The organism is Pseudomonas sp. P4795, from assembly GCF_048822895.1.
In the GTDB taxonomy this organism is placed as follows: Bacteria; Pseudomonadota; Gammaproteobacteria; order Pseudomonadales; family Pseudomonadaceae; genus Aquipseudomonas.
The window spans coordinates 23,664-43,331 of the sequence record NZ_JBMFBT010000001.1 but is presented as its reverse complement, the minus strand read 5'-3'; the positions used below and the strand labels follow the sequence as shown (position 1 = coordinate 43,331).

Below are 19,668 nucleotides of genomic sequence, written 5' to 3'. Positions count from 1 at the left end.
TTCAGCTGTACAAGCGACCAAGCACCGCCGGTAGCAAATCCGGCAAATCGTCCGCCAATAGGCCAGGCCCAAATTCAGCCGCAGCCGCTCCCTGCAGCCAAACGCCGGCAGCAGCACTGGCAAAAGGCGTCATACCCTGCGCCAGCAAGCCCAGAATGATCCCGCTCAGTACGTCTCCCGTGCCTGCCGTGGCGAGTGTGGGAGGAGCATTGGAATTGATGATTGCTCTGCCATCGACGGCCGCGATAACCGTGTCACTGCCTTTGAGGACGACCACTGCGCCGCAACGCACAGCGGCGGCGCGCGCGCGAGTCAATTTGTCAGCGAAGTGATCGAAGATCCGCTCAAACTCACCCTCATGGGGTGTCAGCACACATGGGCCTTGAATTGCGCGATCCAGCGCGCGGGGGGCATCCTGAAACGCGCTGATCGCGTCGGCATCGATAACGGTCGGACGGCCAGTGGCGAGCATTGCCAGGACGTGGCCAAAGGTTTCCTTGTCAACGCCTGCGCCTGGACCGATCAGCCAGGCGGAAAAATCACTGGCATTGAGCAAGTGACCAAAATCTTCCGGGGCCACCCAAGGACGCACCATGATGCTTTGCTGGGTAGCGGCATAGATGGGAAACGCGATTTCAGGTACGGCAATAGTCGTGAGACCGGCGCCGACTCTTGCGGCACTTCGGGCGGCCAATCGAGCAGCACCCGTCATAGGATAACCGCCAAAAATCAGCGCGTGCCCCCGACTGTGTTTGTGGCTTTGGGCGGTGGTGCGCGGCAGGTCGGCGAGCCACAACGATGGATGATTCTCGAACGTCTGCGGCGTGATGGCGTCCACCACAACACGTGGAGTTCCAATATCCGCAACAACGACTTCACCGCAGAGGTCCCGCCCCGGCAACAGTAAATGGCCCGGTTTTTTGCGCAGAAACGTCACCGTCAGCGCTGCCTGGATTGCCCCAAGTGCTTCGCCGGTATCGCCCATCACGCCACTGGGCGTGTCGATCGCAATAATGGTCGCAACGCCGTGGCTCGCTGCCGCAAGCGTATCCAATGCCTGTCCTTCCAATGGACGACTGAGTCCCGCACCAAACAGGGCATCGACGACCAGTTCTGCCCCCGCAAGTACACGAGGGCTTAATGCTTCCACTTCCCCTTCCCACCGCTGTGCATGCTGTCGCGCTTCATCCTTGAGGCTGAAACGGCTACCCAACATCGCCACTCTTACCGGCCAGCCGGCCTCTGCCAGCAAACGGGCTGTGACGAAACCATCACCACCGTTATTGCCTGGTCCACACAGAACTAGCAGGGGTCGTGGAGTCCAGCGACGTTCGATTTCCTGCACCACTGCAGCACCGGCGTTTGCCATTAGCTCATAAGACGACACACCGGCATCAGCGGATAACCTGTCGGCATCGGCCATCTGGCGCACAGTCAGCAATGCCGCCGTGTAATTCGTCATTGAGGGCGCGCAAATCAGGCTATTCATGCGTGTTCACTCTCTCAAACCGCACTGAAATCGATGACTACGCGCGAAGGCACATCACCGCGTTCGAGACGTTCGAAAACTTTGTTGATCTGCGACAGCGGCTGGATTTCGATGTCTGCCTTGACCTTGCCTTCGGCGGCCAGAGCAAGCGCTTCGGCCATGTCCTGGCGGTTGCCGACAAACGATCCGCGAATTGTTATGCAATTGGCGACCACATCGAACAATGGAACTGGAAACTCTCCGGGTGGCAGACCCACCAGCACGCACGTCCCGTGCTTGCGCGTCATGGCTACGCCCTGATTGAAAGCACCGAGCGATGGTGCAGTGATGAGCACACCGTGTGCGCCGCCATCCGTCGCTTCTCTGACGGCCTCAACTGGATTGCCCTTTTTGGCGTTGACTAGCGCATCGGCGCCGAGCTTGCCGGCGTGCGCAAGTTTGCCGTCGTCAATATCAACCGCACAAACCTGCAATCCCATAGCTTTGGCATATTGAACTGCCAAGTGACCGAGCCCACCAACCCCGGAGATTGCGATCCACTGCCCTGGGCGGGCACCGGTTTCCTTAATGCCCTTGTACGTCGTAACCCCTGCGCAAATGATCGGTGCAGCTTCGGTGGGCGTGAGGCCGTCGGGAATGTGAGCCACATAGTTCGGGTCAGCGAGTATGTACTCTGCGAAGCCACCATTTTTGGTATAGCCTCCGAACTGTGCTTGGGCACACACAGTTTCCCACGCAGTTAAACAATGCTCACAATGCCCGCAAGCGGAATATAGCCAGGGCACGCCGACACGCTCGCCAACTGTCACGCTGGTAACGCCCGCGCCGATCGCAACCACCACCCCGATACCCTCATGGCCTGGAATAAAGGGTAATGTCGGCTTCAGCGGCCAGTCCCCGCGAGCGGCATGAAGATCGGTATGGCAGACCCCACAGGCTTCGGTCTTGATCAAAATCTGGCCTGCCCCAACCGCAGGAACTTCGCACTCCCGAACCACTAGCGGTTGACCGAATTGCTCGACAAAGGCTGCGCGCATTTTCAGACTCATGGGAAATTCCTCCTGGATGCCCGTCAGAGCCCCAGCAAAGTTAAAAGAGTAGAGCGCCAATAGCTGCGCTTCGCGGTCAGCGTGCGGGATCGATCGAGGCATAGCGCACCAGTTTCTTATTGACGAATGTCTGGATTCCCTCCTCGCCCAACTCCCGTCCATATCCGGACTGCTTGATACCGCCAAACGGCAATTCAGCGTCTGACCAGTTGATGTTGTTGACGAACACCATTCCAGACTCAATGCGACTGGCGATGCGTAGGCCCTCCGCACCATCACGAGTGAATACAGCCCCACCCAAGCCAAAATCCGAATCGTTGGCGAGCGCTATGGCCGCTTCCACATCCGAAACCTGAAAAAATAGTGCGACGGGACCAAAAAACTCGGCCCTGAACGCAGAATTTTCAGGGGCGATGTCTGTGAGGATGGTGGGCGCCATAAACGATCCCGGCCTGCGAATTCGCTCCCCACCGATCACCACTCGAGCGCCATCAAATACCGCGTCGTCGACTTGTTTGATCAGCAGTTGCAATGCTGACTCCGTTGAAAGTGGACCAAGCGTCGTCTGGCCACTCATAGGGTCACCGGGTTTCAGACTGGCCAGCGCCGCAGCGAATTGGCTAAGGAAAGCATCAGCAATCGACGCCACCACAATAAAACGCTTAGCCGCGCAGCAGGTTTGCCCGCAGTTGTACATGCGCCCCCATACCGCCCAGTTGACGGCATGCTCAATATCGGCGTCTGCCAAGACGATGAAGGCGTCACTCCCGCCCAGCTCCATCGTCGATGGTTTGAGGTTGGCCCCCGCGCGAGCCGCAATACTGCGACCCGTCGTAACACTTCCGGTTAGTGCCACGCCCTTGACGCGCGGGTCATCTATCACACTGTCAGACTGTTCCTTAGAGATCAGCAGGTTGGTGAATAGCCCTGGCGGCGCGCCCGCGTCTATGAAAACTTGCTCAAACGCGATAGCACATTGGGGCACGCAACCGGCATGTTTGATGACGAGGACGTTGCCTGCCATCAATTGCGGCCCCACGATGCGAGCCAGTTGGTAGTAAGGGAAATTCCAAGGCTCCACACCAAAAATGATCCCCAATGGGCTGCATTCAATATGCGCATCGCCATTGATGGGACTGAGTTTTTTGCGCGTAAGAAAGCGTTCAGCGTTGGTGGCGTAGTAGTCGAGAATATCGGCACTGAATGTCACTTCGCCTCGGGCTTCAGTGATCAATTTGCCCATTTCAAGCGTCGCCAGACGGGCCAGTTGATCCCTGCGCGAACGCATCAGGGCTGCAGCAGCCTCAATCACTTGCGCACGTTGACCATAGGTCAAATGCTTCCAACTGCGAAAACAGAGATCGGCAGCGTGAAGTTTCTCTTCCAACTGAAGATCGGTGATTTCGTCAAAGCTCTCGAGAAGCTCACCGTCGTAAGGATTAACGCTTGAATAGGCCATGATCAAAAGATCCTGAATTAGCATCTGAAGCCGTAAAGCTCGCGAACCCAGCTATCGGGCAGATATGAATGGTCAGAAGGAAACGATGATGTTGTTCTGCACATTCTTGACACCTGCCGCGCTCCAGGCTGAATGCATTGCCAATTCACGCTCTGCCCAGTTGTCGACCGTCCCGGACAACGTCACATCCGCCCCCTGTACGTCGACGGTGATTTTTTGCGAATCAATGATTGCGCGACGTTTAAGGGACTCGGTTATTTCACTCTTTACGCCTTCCGCCGAAACCGCCGACTTAAGCAAAATATTGTTCGAGATACCCTTCACTCCCATCAGGTTACGAACCGCACCTACGGCCTCCCGCCGTTGGTATTCCCACTCCACTTCTCCCGCCAGTGTTACCCAGCCATCCTCAACCTGGATTTTGATCGCATTTTTGTTCAGGTTGGTCGACCACTCCAGTGCACCTCCGGCAGAACGTGCAATATCCGTATCGTTACGCTGACTTCCTCCTAGAAGCTTGACGTCCATTTCCACGGCAACCGCCCGAACCCCCGATACTTTCTGCGCTGTTTGTTCCGCAGCCCATTTTTCAACGTAGCTACTCACATGTCCGGCGAGCGTCACGATGCCGTCTTTGACCTCGACACCGATTTGTTCTGCACTGACCGAGGGTTCCCAGCGCAGCTCGGCGAGGATGTCATCTTTTAACTGTTTATCCGTTTTCATGAGTTCAATCCCAAGTGATGTGATCGCCTGAGCTGCGCGTTATACGATGAGATTTTTCCAGTAATCTCGTACTTCCAACCAAATGCTCGTTGATGTTGCGCAGTGGCAGAGTCCATCAAGTTAGGCGCCTGGATAACGCGTGGATAGCCTCGGAAAGTACCTACACTCAGGGTTCAAGACATCGCGTAACAGGAGCAATTCTCGTGAGTAAGCTCGGACATGGTCGTGTGGAAACTCATAACAGCAGCCGTATCGGCTGGCTCAGGGCGGCGGTGTTGGGGGCGAACGATGGAATCGTTTCGACCGCCAGCCTTTTAATTGGAGTTGCAGCGGCCAATGCTGCGCATAATGTGCTCATCGTGACGGGTATAGCCGGGCTCGTGGCGGGTGCCATGTCAATGGCCGCAGGCGAATATGTTTCAGTGCATTCGCAGGCCGATACCGAGCAAGCCGACTTGAACAAAGAGCAAAAGGAAATCAAGGCAAACCCTGAGACCGAGCATCGAGAGCTGGCACAGATCTACATTAACCGAGGAGTCGAGCCAGAGCTGGCCAGGCAGATAGCCGTCCAATTGATGGCGCATGATGCCCTCGGTGCACATGCCCGAGATGAGTTGGGTATATCGAAGGCACTGAGTGCCAAGCCGTTGTCGGCCGCGTTTGCGTCTGCTATTTGCTTCGTCGCCGGTGCGATTTTACCCGTCACCGTCGCTGTGTTGATCCCGACTCAGCACGTGATTATCGGCTTATCAGTCATGTCACTGTTTTTCCTCGCCACATTGGGCGCAATCGCCGCAAAGACTGGCGGAGCGCCCTTGCTTCCGGGCGTTTGGCGCGTGACATTTTGGGGCGCGCTGGCAATGCTGATCACTGCGGTAGTTGGTCGAATATTCGGCGCAGTTGTCTAGCTGGAAAGTGCCTGCTTGCGCTCAGGAGTGCGAGCAGATCATCGTCAGAAACTCATTTTCCACGCTAACGCCAGAAGGCGCCTTTTCATCCGAAAGGAGTAATTCGCCGCTGTAGTAGGCGAAATATATCGAGCTATTAGTGACTTTCTGACGGGCGAAGCCACATACGGCAAGGTCACGCCCCTGAGCGTTCACTGCAGTCGCATATAGCGGGTCGAACACCCAACCGTCACCTTCAAGCCCTGCAAGGGCTTTGCTCTTTGCGACGTGTGCCTGCTCGGCCGTGACCGGCATCCTGATGCGAGGCTGGTTGAGGTTGTCGATTGAGTCCGGTGTAGTTTGGGCTTCTTCTTTTAGGGTGTATCCACAGCCCGCAAGGCAAAACAACGTCAGACCGAGCAAAATGACTTTTTTCAAAATGACACCACTCCAGACGGCTGAAAGACGAGTGCGCTCAATTGGCACGACCCGCTTTCTTTAACAATAGCTGCGCCCGCTCATTGGCTTCGTCTGCCGACTTCTTTGCATCTAAAGCTGCCCGCAATGCCTGATCGGCCTTGAGCGCTGACGCGTCCGAATGAACTCTGGCCGCTGTTGCCATGTCTTCCGCGCCGCTCAGTCGGGCATCGATCTCCTGGCGCCGATGACTGCATCCAGCGGTCGCCGTCATTATTACAATCAGTAAACATGGCAGGATGAATTGCCTCATGGTGTCACTCCTCGGTACTTGCAAAGCCATTGTTCGATCTCACGATCCCGATACTCACCCTATGCGGTTACAGCATCTGGCAGAAGGCTCGGAAACTACTTACGCGTCGGTGCATCGGATTCACTTGACGCCCATGTCGTGTAACGCTTTGAAGGCCTTGAACAAGACACGCGGGTCTGTCGTGCCCTTGTATACCCTCGGTGGTTTACGTTTGAGTTTGAGCAGACTGGAAACTGCGCACTGTGCGGTGCGTATCGAGTATTCCACGGTGAAGACCACGTCATTCGGCAATTCACAGTACTGCCCGATGAATGCCAGGTTTTTGTAGCCCGCTGGCACGACTTGAGGTCGGTCGCCCTCTTCACGTGGCATAAATTGACTGGTAACGAACGGCATCATGCAAGGTATGCAGATCGCGCTGTTCAAAATCGACTGACTGTCGGAGCCGAACTGCAGATGCCCGAGCAATTCCGACATGATTTCGCGCCCGGTGCAGGCCGACATCGGGATACTGACAAAATTGTCCGGGGTGTCGACATGCAACCCGTAGCCCCAAAACACGCTGACTTGGTCAGGCTGATCAATGAAATGGGGCTGAAACGGCACCACAATCGACATCAGCCAGTTCGAATCAGGGAAAGTGATCAATCCGCCCTCACCCGGTGCGTTGCCCGTAAACTCCACCGTCCGCCGCAAGAATGTCGCATCGTTGAGCGTCGTAGTGAACGACACCCACTTGGTTGCGTCGATATGATTTGAGAACACTTGCGGATGGCCGAACTCAGGCCGGCCTTTTGCCAACGTTTCCCATAAGGCCCAAGCACCTTTAATTGCTTTGCCGTTCAACTGGGGGGCCTGGTCCATGCCTCCGATACTCGCCGCTTCGGTCATGGAGCCAAGCGTCACCAGTACACGATCACAGCGTTGCACATCGACAAATAGGTGATCGTCTGCGCGGTCGTACAGAATGCGCTTTACGCTTTTGCCGTCGATCTGCTCGCGCAGATGCATATCCGTCACGCAGGCACCCAGCTCAAAAACTACGCCTCGCTCAGCCAGCCATTTGTGCAAAGGCCTGATCAGGGAGTCGTATTGGTTATAGACCGTGCGCATGATGCCTTCGAGTCGATTAAAGCCGGCGACCATGTGTGCGAAACGCACGATGTATCGGCGGAACTCCGCTGCGCTATGCCAAGGTTGAAATGCAAACGTCGTGCACCACATCAACCAGAATTGAGTCTGGAAAAACGACTCAGAAAACTGGTCGGCGATAGTCGTGCGCCCCAAAGCCTCTTCCGACTCGATCGCGATCCTTTCAATAGTCAGAATATCGCCCTCAGTCAGCCCGAACTCGGGAGCGGTTTCCCTCAAGCCATTACGCGCGAGCCGTGATTTCGAAGAGGTATGGATACGCTCGTTCCAGGCAAGGGTTTCCAGGGTTACAGTTGTACTGCTGTCCAGCGTCGGAATAGAGGCGAACAGCTCCAGCGTGCATACGTACTTGCTTTCGAACATCCGGCCGCCACGCATTACATAACCCGCTATCGCGGACCCGCCGCCGTCAAGACTGCCGCCGGGTCTGTCGAGCTTTTCGAACAGAGTGATGTTATGCCCTGAAACATCGCCATCCCTGATCAAGAAAGCAGCTGCAGCCATCGCCGCGATTCCGCCACCCACCAGATAGAAGTGAGGATCAGGCTCTCTCGGTTTATCGGTCATGGGGCGTTACCTGGATGTTGAGTGGGCGCGATAACGTCAACGAAGTGCCGCATTCACGGATATCCAACAATATTAGAAATGACGGTCGCAACGGCAGACTCGGAAACTACTCATGGGGTAATCATGCGTTACTCCAACCGCTGGTCGGAGAACCACGCGTACTCGGGTTAGTGCTGGCTGTGATTGCACTCAGCAAAGCCGGGGGGCCCCTAGCCTCGTCAACAGCATATCCCGGTTCTCGCCGTCTTAACGGCACCGCGATGCTGGCGTGGACGTTGCGCAGGGGCGAAAGCGGTGTAGGATCCAAAGAGAAGTTTTCCTTCGGAATTCATTGCTGCGGAAGATCAAAATGCCGGTTCGCGTTCCACTTACCGCTGGAACGGACAAGCCCAAGGTGATCACCCCTTCCCCTCTGGCTGACGGTGCAGCGCTGGACACTGAGCGTTCACCGCCGCCGGATGCTGCGCAATCCATCGATCAATTGCGCTCGCTGAACAGCGAGCTGAGCGACATGAATCAGCAGCTGCGTGCGTCGCTCGAACGGCAGAAAACCGTCTCGCTGGAGTCACTGAATGTGCTCTACAGCATGAACATCGCAATCATCCTGCTCGATGCTCAATTGAATATCCGACTGTTCACCCCCGCCAGCCAGGTGCTGTTCAATCTCCTTGCTCAAGATATCGGCCGACCGCTGGCGGATTTGCGTCCAATGGCCAATGACGCCAACTTGATGGACGATGCGAAAACGGTCATGCGTGAGCGGACACCGCTGGAACGAGAAGTCGAATCGCGCAGTGGCGTGTGTTTTACCCGTCTGATTTCTCCCTTCAATCAGCAAGACAGCTTCGTCGAAGGGGTAGTCATCACGTTTACCGATATACGTGAAAAAAAACACGTCACTCGCGCGCTCGAAAAAGCCACGCACAACGCGGAGCTGGCGACGGCGACACGTTCAAGTTTTCTCGCATCTGCCAGCCATGATCTGCGTCAGCCTTTACAGACTCTCAAGTTGTTGCAGGGGCTTCTACTGGACCTTCTTAAAGATGAGCAGCCCCGTAAGTTGACGGTCAGAATTGGCGAAACAGTGGGCGCAATGTCCGGAATGCTCAATGCCCTTTTAGACATCAACCATATTGATTCCGGCTTCGTTCTGGCAAACCCGGTCGGCTTTAGAATGGGTGATCTTCTGGAGCGACTCGCAGATGAGTTCGGCTACAAGGCCGGCGCCAAAGGTTTAAAGCTGAAAGTCGTGCCCTGTCATCTGATGGTGGAAAGTGATCCACGCTTGTTGGAACAAATGCTTCGGAACTTGCTGACCAACGCACTGAAACATACTCATGAGGGCCGGATACTCTTGGGTTGCCGTCGCCACGGCGGCTGGCTCAGCGTTGAAGTCTGGGACACCGGGACAAGTTTCTCGTCAGCCCAACTGCATGCACTTCTCGAGGACAGCCCGGATAGCGACGACTCTGGTCTGGAAGGTAGCGCAGGCCTGTTGATCGTTAAACGCCTGTGCAGCGCGCTGGGCCATCGACTACGTGCACAAACTCGCGTCGCGGGAGGGTCTGCATTCTTCATCGACGTTGCCCTCTCTCGTGATAACCACTCGCTGGCTGATACCAGCCTGGACGACGAGCGTCACGAATACGGCCGGGCTACGAACAATGAAATGATTCTGATCGTTGAAGATGACATTGAGTTGCTGGAGCTGCTGGGCTCACTGCTCAAGGCCGAGGGCTACCAGATTGCAATGGCGATTGATGGATTGTCTGCATTGGAGAGCGTCACTCACGGTGGCGTACAGCCAGATCTGATTCTTGCAGACTTCAATCTGCCGGGTGCGATCAATGGTTTGCAAATGATCACCCAGTTGCGAACAACGCTGCATCGCAGCATACCGGCAATCGTTCTGACCGGTGATATTTCACGGCGAACCTCGCGTGAAGTGGCGTTTGAGCATTGCACTCAACTGGACAAGCCAGCGAAGCTCAAGGAAGTTGTATTCGTCATCACGTCCTTGCTCGCACAGCAGCGCTTGAAAAATGTCGACAAGCAGTGCGAAAAAAACGAGCTCAACGACTCAACGGTGTCGATCGTTTTTGTAGTGGATCGCGACGAATTGTTCCGCGATACGATCCGGGGCGTCCTTGAGTCCAGCGACTATCGCGTTCGCGATTACGCCTCATGCGAGGCGTTCCTCGATGACTACTCACCGGGGGCGCGCGCATGCTTGTTGGTGGATGCCCATCTGCCGGGGATGGATGGCCTGAAACTGCTACATCGACTGCGAAGCAGCGGCGATGATTTGCCGGCCGTGATAACCAGCGCCAGCAGCGAGGTTTCAATTGCCGTAGATGCAATGAAGGCAGGAGCGTCGGATTTTATTGAGAAGCCCTTTGAGCGTACAGAGGTACTTCAAAGCGTCGCCAGGGCCTTGGAGCATTCGCGTGACGCAAACAAGAAAATGGCCTGGGTTCAGGAAGCCACACAATGCATCAACAACTTGACTGCCCGTCAGCGTCAGATCATGGACCTGGTGCTTGCCGGTTACCCCAGCAAAAATATCGCGGCTGAGCTGGGTATCAGCCAGCGGACGGTGGAGAATCATCGCGCCTCAATCATGTCCCGCACCCACTCCAAATCCATCCCAGCATTGGCGCGTATTGCCCTTGCCGCGGCGTCTGAAACACCTGCGTAGGCAGTCCTGATGCTGCGGCGGTGAAGCGGCCGCAGCTGCTTCGCAACTTGCCTCACCCATCCTCTATGTTCGACAGCGAACAGACAGCACTTCAATGAAGTACTCACACTGGAAGTGCTCCAAAGCTTCGGTTTCGAAGGCACGGAACGGTGCCAGCACCCCGCTGTGCACACCGGTTGATATGGCGCGATTGCGAGCATGCGTGTCAATTAAAGGAAATCATGACAAGCATATGGACACGCACGAGGCGGCTGTTTTCGCGTCTCCAGAACTACCTGCGCAGCGGCAAGCGCCCTGCGCTCAAGTTTACTTATGAGCGGATCCTGCGCTCCGAGCTGTTCAATGCAGATCAAATGGCCAGTCACGGTGTCGCTCTGGCCGGGCAGCATCAGCTCAGCGCATTGTCCGCGCGCGATTCCCTGCTTGATCGGCTGGACGACAACGAAACCCTGCTCATCCGCAGTTGCAGCGCTCTGACTCAGGCGCCGCCCTCCAGTCGACGGATTACCCCAGCCGCCGAGTGGCTGCTGGATAATTACTTTCTCATAGATGATCACATTCGAACCGCCAGGACGCATCTGCCCAAAGGCTACAGCCGAGAGTTACCACGCCTGGTCAACGGCCCTTCGGCCGGCCTGCCGAGAGTCTATGACATTGCGCTGGAGACCATATCCCACGGCGATGGCCGGTTCGATGAACTGAGCCTCAGACGTTTTATCGTTGCCTATCAAACGGTCATGCCGCTTTCACTTGGTGAGCTGTGGGCTGTGCCGATCATGCTTCGGCTCGCTTTGATCGAAAATCTGCGACGCGTTGCGTCACGGGTCATGGCCAATTGGGACGACGCAAATCTGGCCGATGACTGGGCCGAGCGACTGATCGATATCTCCGAGCGCGACGTGAAAAGCGTGGTACTCACCGTCGCCGATATGGCCCATTCGGCACCTCCGCTGACGGGTGCTTTCGTTGCCGAGTTCGCCCGTCGATTGCAAGGCCAAAGTGCCGCCTTGGCCCTGCCTCTGAATTGGATTGAGCAAACACTTGTTGAAACCGGCTCCAGCATCGAGCGGCAGGTGCAACTCGACGCTCGACAACAATCTGCCGAACAGGTGTCCATCAGCAACAGCATTGCAAGCCTGCGGTTGTTGTCTGCAACCAACTGGCGGGAGTTCGTCGAGTCGATGAGCCTGGTTGAACAGACTTTGAAAACTGATCCGGCGGCCGTTTACCTGTCCATGGACTTTGAAACTCGGGACAGCTATCGGCATGTGATCGAGCGCCTGGCCAGGCGCAGCCAATACTCTGAAATTCGTGTTGCCGAAATTGTTGTCAGTCTGTCGCGAGAGCAGAGTAGCGCTGCCTCCGACTGTGTGCTGGTCAACCATGTAGGCTATTTTCTGCTGGGTGCCGGCCTTGGCGTTCTTGAGCAAAAGCTCGATGCCCATGTGCCGTTGCACGAACGCTGGAAGCGTCTGGTGAGGCGCTCTCCACTGCTGTTCTACCTCATCCCGGCCGGGTCTTTAACGCTGATTTTCGCCTTGCCCTTGCTTGCCTCAGCGGGTCGCGACGGCCTGCCTGACGCAGCGCTGCTAGCGTTGGCGGTGCCCTGCCTGATCATGACCAGCCAACTCGCATTCAGTCTGATCAATTGGCTGGTTTCGTTCAGCCTGCTGCCGGCAATGCTGCCGAAACTGGACTACTCCGAGGGTATTCCTGATGACGCCCGTACTCTTGTCGCGATTCCAACACTCATTGACTCGCGTGCTGATGTCGATGAGCTGATCGAGGGGTTGGAAGTACGTTTCTTGGCCAACCGTGACCACAACCTGTTCTTTGCGCTGCTGACTGACTTTGGCGATGCTTCCGAAGAGGTTCAGCCTCGCGACGCCGAGCTGCTCTCACATGCTTCTCAGGCGATCAATCTGCTCAATCGTAAATATTTCGAGGGTTCGATAGAGCATTTTTTCCTTTTGCACAGACCGCGTTGCTGGAATCCTGGTGAGCAGGTCTGGATGGGGTACGAGCGCAAACGAGGCAAGCTGAACGATCTGAATGCGCTGCTGCGCGGACGATCTGCGCAGCGCTTCACGACGGTGGTCGGCGACACACGGACGCTACAATCGGTGCGCTATGTGTTGACCCTGGACACTGACACTCTGCTGCCCAAGGATGTCGCCCGCCAGTGCGTGGCTGCAATGATGCATCCCTTGAATCGACCGATATTCGATAACAGCAACGAAAAAATCGTTTCGGGTCACGCCCTTCTGCAACCACGGGTCGGAGTAAGTCTGGCCAGCACTCCCCGCTCCATCTATTCACGCCTGTTCGGCACTAACGGTGGCGTCGATCCATACACCCGTGCGGTATCGGATATCTATCAGGACCTTTTCCATCAGGGGTCGTTCATTGGTAAGGGCATCTATGACGTCGACGCCTTTACATGCGCTCTGGAAGAGCGTCTGCCGGATAACCAGATTCTCAGCCACGACTTGATCGAAGGCTGTTACGCACGCTCAGGTCTGTTGAGCGATGTGCAACTGTACGAACAGTATCCGTCACGCTACGTCACTGACGTCAAACGTCGGCATCGCTGGATCCGCGGCGACTGGCAGTTGATACCTTGGGTTCTGCCGTGGACGCGTACCGCGCGCGGTGAATGGACCCGCAATCGTCTGGACATCATGGCGCGCTGGAAAATTCTCGACAATCTGCGCCGCAGCCTTGAACCACTGGCGGTGCTGGTCATGCTTGCATGGGGTTGGTTTGCCAGCAATGAACCTCTGGCGTGGACGCTGGCAGTGGCAGGTCTGCTGTTTTTACAACCGTTACTCAAAACGCTTGCGGACGTTTTGCAACCACCATTGAACGTGCCCTACCGTCAGTATGTCGGGGGCCTGATGGGCGGGTTGGCGCAAGATTTGGCCCAAGTCGGTGCAACCATTTCCTGGCTGCCGTTCGAGATGTACTACAGCACGGGCGCAATTGCACGCTCGCTCTGGAGGATTATTTTCAGCAGACGTTTGCTCTTGCAATGGCAGCCATCCCGCGAGGTGGAGCGCACCGCGACCAATCTTCTCAGCGGGCACTATCGTCAGATGTGGATTGGCCCGCTGTTCGCCTTTATCGGCCTGACAGTATTGATCACGGAGCCTGTCAGGCTGTTAATTGCCGCCCCGTTCCTGCTGTCGTGGCTGGCCGGCCCTTGGATGGCTTGGCGATTAAGCGCAGCACCCCGCCACACATTGTTCGAACCGTCTGCCGAAGCACTGCGGTTTCTGCGCGTCCTGGCTCGTAGAACTTGGGCGTTTTTTGACGACTTGGTAGGGCTGCAGAACAACTGGTTGCCGCCTGACAATATTCAGGAAGAACCCAAGCCGACGATCGCCCACCGCACATCGCCGACAAATATGGGCATGGCGTTGCTAGCAAATCTGGCAGCGCACGACTTTGGTTATCTGAGTACTGAGCGCATGTTGCGGCGATTATCGGCATCACTGGACAGCATGAGCGCGCTGGAGCGTCACCAGAAACATTTCTACAACTGGTATGACACTCAGACATGCGAGCCGCTACGGCCACACTACATTTCCACCGTCGACAGCGGCAATCTGGCCGGGCTGCTGCTAACGTTGCGCGCAGGTCTGGTGCAAATGCAGGACACACCTCTGTTCGGTCTCTCGATCGTCAGCGGGCTGCGCGATACCCTGGACGCGTTGGACGACAACCAACATTCTTCTAATGAAAAGGATCTGTTGCGCACACTGCTCGAGCGTGCAGCAGAACATCCCGATGTCGACTCACTGCTGAATACGTTGCAGACCGCCCGCGCGCTCATGGCTCGAGCGCCGGCCGATGTTCAGGGCGACAGCAGTTATTGGCAAAGCGCATTCACCGAGCAATGCAGTGACTGGATTGAAGCACTTGAGCGCTTTCGTTTGCCCGCCTCAATCAATGGCAGCGCATCGGCACGGCAATCTTTGCGGCAACTTGCGCAGCTGGACTGCACTGATTGGTCTGGCGAGCATCACGCGCGTGTTACGCAAGTACGCGCTGCAGCATGTGAATCGAGCGTTAGCCTAGAGAGGCTGATAGACCAGACAACCGTTCTGGCGCAGATGGACTTTTCACTGCTTTATGACAGCAAACGCGACCTGTTCGTTATCGGCTACAACGCAGAAGAACGTCGACTCGACAGCGGCTACTACGACCTCTTGGCTTCCGAAGTGCGGCTGACAAATTTCGTGGTTATTGCGCAGGGCCAGATTCCGCAGCGTGCATGGTTTACGCTGGGCCGATTGTCAGGAGAACACGATGGTGTGGCGACATTGATGTCTTGGTCAGGCTCGATGTTCGAGTACCTCATGCCAATGCTGGTAATGCCTGATTATGAAGGCAGCCTGCTGAACCAAGGATGCCGCGCTGCTGTGACCGTACAAATCGAACAAGGCCGTCGTCTCGGGATACCTTGGGGCGTGTCGGAGTCCGGTTACTACACCGTAGATGCGCATTTCAACTATCAATACCGCGCTTTCGGGGTACAGGCGCTCGGCCTCAAGCGTGGCTTGGGCGATGACATCGTCGTAGCGCCTTATGCGAGCGCTTTGGCGCTGATGGTTGACCCCGAATCTGCCTGCGAGAACTTGCAGCGACTGGCGCAACAGGGGGCTGCTGGCCGTTACGGGCTGTACGAAGCAGTCGATTACACCGAAGCACGCCTGCCGCGCGGCCAGCGTTTTGCTCTGGTGCAGTCGTTCATGGCGCACCATCAGGGAATGAGCCTGTTGGCACTGACCAGTGTGTTGCTCAATCAGCCGATGCAAAGGCGTTTCGAGTCCGATCCGGGGCTGCAGTCTGCCCTCCTGCTGCTACAGGAACGGGTCCCCAAGGCAGCAGCGCCTTACCTTCAAACCGCGCAATCCTCCGCTCTCAGTGATGAGGGACAGAGCCTGGATAATGACCTGCGAGTGTTCGTCCATCCCGGGCTGAAACGCCCTGCTGTGCAGTTGCTCTCCAACGGCAACTATCACGTAATGCTCAGCAGTGGCGGTGGTGGTTACAGCCGGCGCAACGAAATGGCAGTGACCCGTTGGCACGAAGATACGACTCAAGATAACTGGGGCACGTTCTGCTATTTGAGAGACGTCGAAAGTGGATCATTCTGGTCGGCAGCGTTCCAGCCTACGCGGCGTCGTACTGAAAGCCACGAAGCCATTTTCAGCGATGCGCGTGCGGAGTTTCGCACGCGGGAGCTGGACTTCGATTCGCACATGGAAATCGTCGTCTCGCCAGAAGACAACATCGAGCTGCGCCGACTGCATCTCTCTAACCGTGGATCATCTGCAAAAAGCCTGGAAATCACAACCTATGCAGAAGTAGTGCTAGCCGCGCCCGACACGGACGCGATGCATCCGGCCTTCAGCAAGTTGTTCGTACAAACCGAGGTGTTGCTGCCTTTGCAGGCCATTGTCTGCAGCCGTCGGCCACGGGCCAGCGACGAGCCGACACCCTGGATGTGCCATCTGCTTGCAGCCCATGATGTCGATATCCAGGATATTTCATATGAAACCGACCGCGCCCGCTTCATCGGTCGCGGCAAGGATCTTGAGTCGCCGGCGGCCCTGGATGGCGAATGCACACAGCTTTCCGGTACCGCCGGGCCGGTGCTTGATCCGATTGTCGCGATTCGCTGTCGCATCACCCTGCAACCGGGGCAGCAGGCGACGATTGATCTGGTGACAGGTGCGGCGACCAGTCGCGACCACTGCCTGTCGCTCATCAACAAATACCGTGACCGGCATCTGGCCGACCGAGTCTTCGATCTGTCGTGGACTCACAGCCAAGTGCTGTTGCGCCAGTTGAACGCCTCGCCTGGCGATGCGCGACTGTTTGAACAAATGGCCTCCTCGCTGCTTTACGCGAACTCGGCGATGCGCGCGGACAGCGCAGTGCTGATGGAGAATCGGCGCAACCAACAGGGACTTTGGGGGCAGTCCATCTCTGGCGACCGGCCTATCGTCCTTTTGAAGATCAAGAGTCTGGAGAATATCGAACTCGTTCAGAAAATGATCCAGGCACACGCATATTGGCGCCAGAAGGGCCTGGTGGTTGATCTGTTGATCTGGAACGAAGACCAGAGCGGTTATCGGCAGCAACTGCAGGACGCGATCATGGGCCTTGTCACTTCGGGTAGCGAGGCAACGCTGGTGGATCGCTCCGGAGGGATTTTCGTTCGCACCGCCCAGCAGATGTCCAATGAAGATCGCACGCTGATCCTGTCTGTCGCGCGCCTGGTGTTCAGCGAAGGACTCGGATCGTTGAGTGAGCAAATACTTCGACGGCGTGTGGCACCGGTGTACGCCCCTTTTGTCGCACCCCGCCCGTACATACCAACTCACAACAACTCGGGAGCACTCACCGCACCTTTGGCTTTAGCCAACGCCTACGGCGGTTTCAGTGAAGATGGCTGCGAGTATGTCATCAGCTCAACGAGTAGCCGCCCTACTCCGGCGCCTTGGGTCAACGTCATCGCAAACGCACATTTGGGCACCGTAGTATCTGAAGCCGGCAGCGCCTACACCTGGGCGGAAAATGCACATGAGTTCCGTCTTACTCCTTGGCACAACGATCCGATAATGGACCCTGGCGGCGAAGTCATTTACCTGCGCGATGAGGAAACGGGGCATTTCTGGTCAGCCACGCCGAAACCTTGTCCGGGCAACGGCACCTATAAGACACGACACGGTTTTGGCTACAGCGTGTTCGAACATGAAAGCGAGGGTGTCCGGACTGAGCTGTGGATTTTTGTGGCCGTCGATGCGCCGATCAAGTTTTCAAGGCTGATCGTGCATAACGTGTCCGGTCGTAGCCGAAAGTTGACGGTGACCGGTTATGTGGAGTGGGTGCTGGGAGACCTGCGTAGCAAGTCGGCAATGCATATTGCGACCCAGTCGGACCCTGAAAGTGGAGCGCTTTTCGCGCGCAATGCCTATTCGGTCGAGTTCAACGAGCGCGTGGCATTCTTCGACACCGATGGCACCGACCATGGCATCAGCGGTGATCGCACCGAGTTCATCGGCCGCAATGGCAGCCTCGAATCACCCTCAGCATTGCAACATGCCGGGTTATCGGGGCGTTTAGGGGCCGGGATGGACCCTTGCGCTGCGATCCAGATCACGTTGGCACTGTCTGAGGGAGAACGCACAGAAGTGGTGCTGCGCCTCGGGGCGGAGAAAAACGCTCACGCGGCGACACAACTGGTGCACCAATACCGGGGGGCGCGAGTCGCCGCGATGCAGTTGCAGAAAATTCAAGATCACTGGCGTTCGCTGCTTTCAGTGATCCAGGTGCGCACACCGGCGCCAAGCTTCGATGTCATGGTCAATGGTTGGTTGATGTATCAAGTCATCGCCTGCCGCTTCCTCGCCCGTAGTGGTTTTTACCAGTCTGGGGGAGCTGTAGGCTTCCGTGATCAACTTCAGGACAGCATGGCCATGATCCATGCAGATCCAGCAACTGTGCGGACACACCTGCTGCTGTGTGCGAGTCATCAGTATCAGGAAGGCGATGTGCAGCACTGGTGGCACCCACCGCTGAATCGCGGGGTGCGCACCGCCTGCTCCGACGATTTTTTATGGCTCGTGGCTGCGACCAGCCGTTATGTGGAAGTCACCGGTGATCTTTCGGTACTGGACGAAGCCGCCGGCTATTTAGAGGGGCGCGCGCTGGACTCTGGTGAAGAGTCCTACTACGACTTGCCGCATGTGTCGGATTTGTGCGAGCCACTTTACCGGCATTGTGTGCGTGCCATTGAACATAGCTTGAGGCGAGGCGTACATGGATTGCCACTGATCGGAAGCGGAGACTGGAACGACGGGATGAACCGAGTGGGCTACCTCGGCGCGGGCGAAAGCGTCTGGTTAGGGTTTTTTGGTTGTGATGTGCTCAAGCGCTTTGCCCTCCTCGCGCACCGGTACGGCGATGGTGAATTTGCTCGACGCTGCGAAGAGCATGCCGAACTGCTGCGCGAAAGCCTGGAGAGTGCAGCCTGGGACGGCGCCTGGTACCGTCGAGCCTGGTTTGATAACGGGCAGCCATTGGGATCGTCGATCAATGATGAATGCCGCATAGATTCCATCGCCCAGAGCTGGTCAGTGTTGTCTGGAGCCGGGTCGGAACAACGGCAGATCCTGGCTATGCAGGCGCTCGACCGGTATCTGGTCAAGCCTGAAATACGCGCGATCCTGCTGCTCGATCCTCCATTCGACAAGGGCGAACAGGACCCTGGATATATTAAAGGCTACGTCCCCGGCGTCCGCGAAAATGGCGGACAGTACACCCACGCCGCAGTCTGGGCGGCTATGGCATTTGCGCAATCGGGGAACTCTGCGAAGGCGTGGGAATTACTCAATCTGATCAATCCGGCCGTTTCCCTGAGCAGCGCGGGGGTCGAAACGTACAAAGTTGAACCTTATGTAATGGCGGCTGATGTTTACGGCATTGCCCCCCACGCCGGACGTGGTGGCTGGACCTGGTACACAGGCTCCGCAGGATGGATGTATCGTCTGGCGGTTGAATCGCTGCTGGGCCTGCAACGCGACGGCAACACGCTGAGACTGGAGCCATTGATTCCCGACGACTGGCCGGGCTTCACAATGACTTATCGATTCGGGTTGACGCAGTACCATTTCGACGTACGACAAGGAATCACGGCGTCGACTTCAATGACACTTGATGGTCAGATCCTGCAGGGAGGCGTACTGATGCTTATGGATGATGGCATCGAGCGGCGGATTTTGGTCGAGTGCCGTGCGCCTAGTGCGAGGTCTCAATCGGTCAGACAAGTGCAGGCTGTCGATGATTAGACATTGGTCCCCTACTCGGAACTCACAGGTGTACCCTGAGTCAGCCTACC

The 19,668-nt window shown here is 56.6% G+C and carries 10 protein-coding genes; 3 read left to right on the top strand and 7 right to left on the bottom strand.

From position 1 onward, the window contains the following. Position 1 precedes the first annotated feature (1 nt). The 4 genes from ACOI8A_RS00165 to ACOI8A_RS00150 form a co-directional block, all read right to left on the bottom strand. Positions 2–1,489 carry an NAD(P)H-hydrate dehydratase gene (locus ACOI8A_RS00165; protein ID WP_420650982.1) on the bottom strand — a complete coding sequence of 496 codons (1,488 nt, stop codon included), beginning with the start codon at positions 1,487–1,489 and terminating at the stop codon, positions 2–4. Between the two features lie 14 nt (positions 1,490–1,503). Continuing rightward, the gene (adhP, locus tag ACOI8A_RS00160; RefSeq protein ID WP_420650981.1) at positions 1,504–2,538 is read right to left on the bottom strand and encodes an alcohol dehydrogenase AdhP; all 1,035 of its coding nucleotides are present in this window, start codon (positions 2,536–2,538) and stop codon (positions 1,504–1,506) included. Positions 2,539–2,614: 76 nt separating this feature from the next. Further along, positions 2,615–3,997, bottom strand: coding sequence for an NAD-dependent succinate-semialdehyde dehydrogenase (locus ACOI8A_RS00155; RefSeq protein ID WP_420650980.1), 1,383 nt, complete (start codon positions 3,995–3,997; stop codon positions 2,615–2,617). A 72-nt stretch (positions 3,998–4,069) separates the two neighbouring features. After that, positions 4,070–4,723 carry a BON domain-containing protein gene (locus ACOI8A_RS00150; RefSeq protein ID WP_420650979.1) on the bottom strand — a complete coding sequence of 218 codons (654 nt, stop codon included), beginning with the start codon at positions 4,721–4,723 and terminating at the stop codon, positions 4,070–4,072. A gap of 203 nt (positions 4,724–4,926) precedes the next feature. Between ACOI8A_RS00150 and ACOI8A_RS00145 the strand changes: the two genes are divergently transcribed. Continuing rightward, positions 4,927–5,631 (top strand): VIT1/CCC1 transporter family protein, encoded by a 705-nt coding sequence (locus ACOI8A_RS00145; protein ID WP_420650978.1) that lies wholly within the window; start codon positions 4,927–4,929, stop codon positions 5,629–5,631. A 21-nt stretch (positions 5,632–5,652) separates the two neighbouring features. Here ACOI8A_RS00145 and ACOI8A_RS00140 read toward each other — a convergent pair whose 3' ends face one another. The 3 genes from ACOI8A_RS00140 to ACOI8A_RS00130 form a co-directional block, all read right to left on the bottom strand. Further along, complete coding sequence (locus tag ACOI8A_RS00140) at positions 5,653–6,096, bottom strand: hypothetical protein (RefSeq protein ID WP_420651236.1); 444 nt, start codon at positions 6,094–6,096, stop codon at positions 5,653–5,655. Next, complete coding sequence (locus tag ACOI8A_RS00135; RefSeq protein ID WP_420650976.1) at positions 6,086–6,340, bottom strand: Lpp/OprI family alanine-zipper lipoprotein; 255 nt, start codon at positions 6,338–6,340, stop codon at positions 6,086–6,088. Before ACOI8A_RS00135 ends, ACOI8A_RS00140 begins: the two co-directional genes overlap by 11 nt. Positions 6,341–6,460: 120 nt before the next feature. Next, positions 6,461–8,059, bottom strand: a complete 1,599-nt coding sequence (locus tag ACOI8A_RS00130) for an oleate hydratase (RefSeq protein ID WP_420650975.1) — start codon at positions 8,057–8,059, stop codon at positions 6,461–6,463. A 349-nt stretch (positions 8,060–8,408) separates the two neighbouring features. Between ACOI8A_RS00130 and ACOI8A_RS00125 the strand changes: the two genes are divergently transcribed. Together ACOI8A_RS00125 and ACOI8A_RS00120 are read left to right on the top strand one after the other, a co-directional pair. Continuing rightward, positions 8,409–10,757, top strand: coding sequence for a response regulator (locus tag ACOI8A_RS00125; protein WP_420650974.1), 2,349 nt, complete (start codon positions 8,409–8,411; stop codon positions 10,755–10,757). Positions 10,758–10,978: 221 nt separating this feature from the next. Then, positions 10,979–19,618, top strand: a complete 8,640-nt coding sequence (locus tag ACOI8A_RS00120; protein WP_420650973.1) for a GH36-type glycosyl hydrolase domain-containing protein — start codon at positions 10,979–10,981, stop codon at positions 19,616–19,618. Positions 19,619–19,668 lie beyond the last annotated feature (50 nt).

What these genes read in the sequence shown, in the direction of transcription:
- ACOI8A_RS00165 (WP_420650982.1), bottom strand. Translation starts at nt 1,489, where the DNA reads ATGAATAGCCTGATTTGCGCGCCCTCAATGACGAATTACACGGCGGCA.
- adhP (WP_420650981.1), bottom strand. Translation starts at nt 2,538, where the DNA reads ATGAGTCTGAAAATGCGCGCAGCCTTTGTCGAGCAATTCGGTCAACCG.
- ACOI8A_RS00155 (WP_420650980.1), bottom strand. Translation starts at nt 3,997, where the DNA reads ATGGCCTATTCAAGCGTTAATCCTTACGACGGTGAGCTTCTCGAGAGC.
- ACOI8A_RS00150 (WP_420650979.1), bottom strand. Translation starts at nt 4,723, where the DNA reads ATGAAAACGGATAAACAGTTAAAAGATGACATCCTCGCCGAGCTGCGC.
- ACOI8A_RS00135 (WP_420650976.1), bottom strand. Translation starts at nt 6,340, where the DNA reads ATGAGGCAATTCATCCTGCCATGTTTACTGATTGTAATAATGACGGCG.
- ACOI8A_RS00130 (WP_420650975.1), bottom strand. Translation starts at nt 8,059, where the DNA reads ATGACCGATAAACCGAGAGAGCCTGATCCTCACTTCTATCTGGTGGGT.
- ACOI8A_RS00125 (WP_420650974.1), top strand. Translation starts at nt 8,409, where the DNA reads ATGCCGGTTCGCGTTCCACTTACCGCTGGAACGGACAAGCCCAAGGTG.
- ACOI8A_RS00120 (WP_420650973.1), top strand. Translation starts at nt 10,979, where the DNA reads ATGACAAGCATATGGACACGCACGAGGCGGCTGTTTTCGCGTCTCCAG.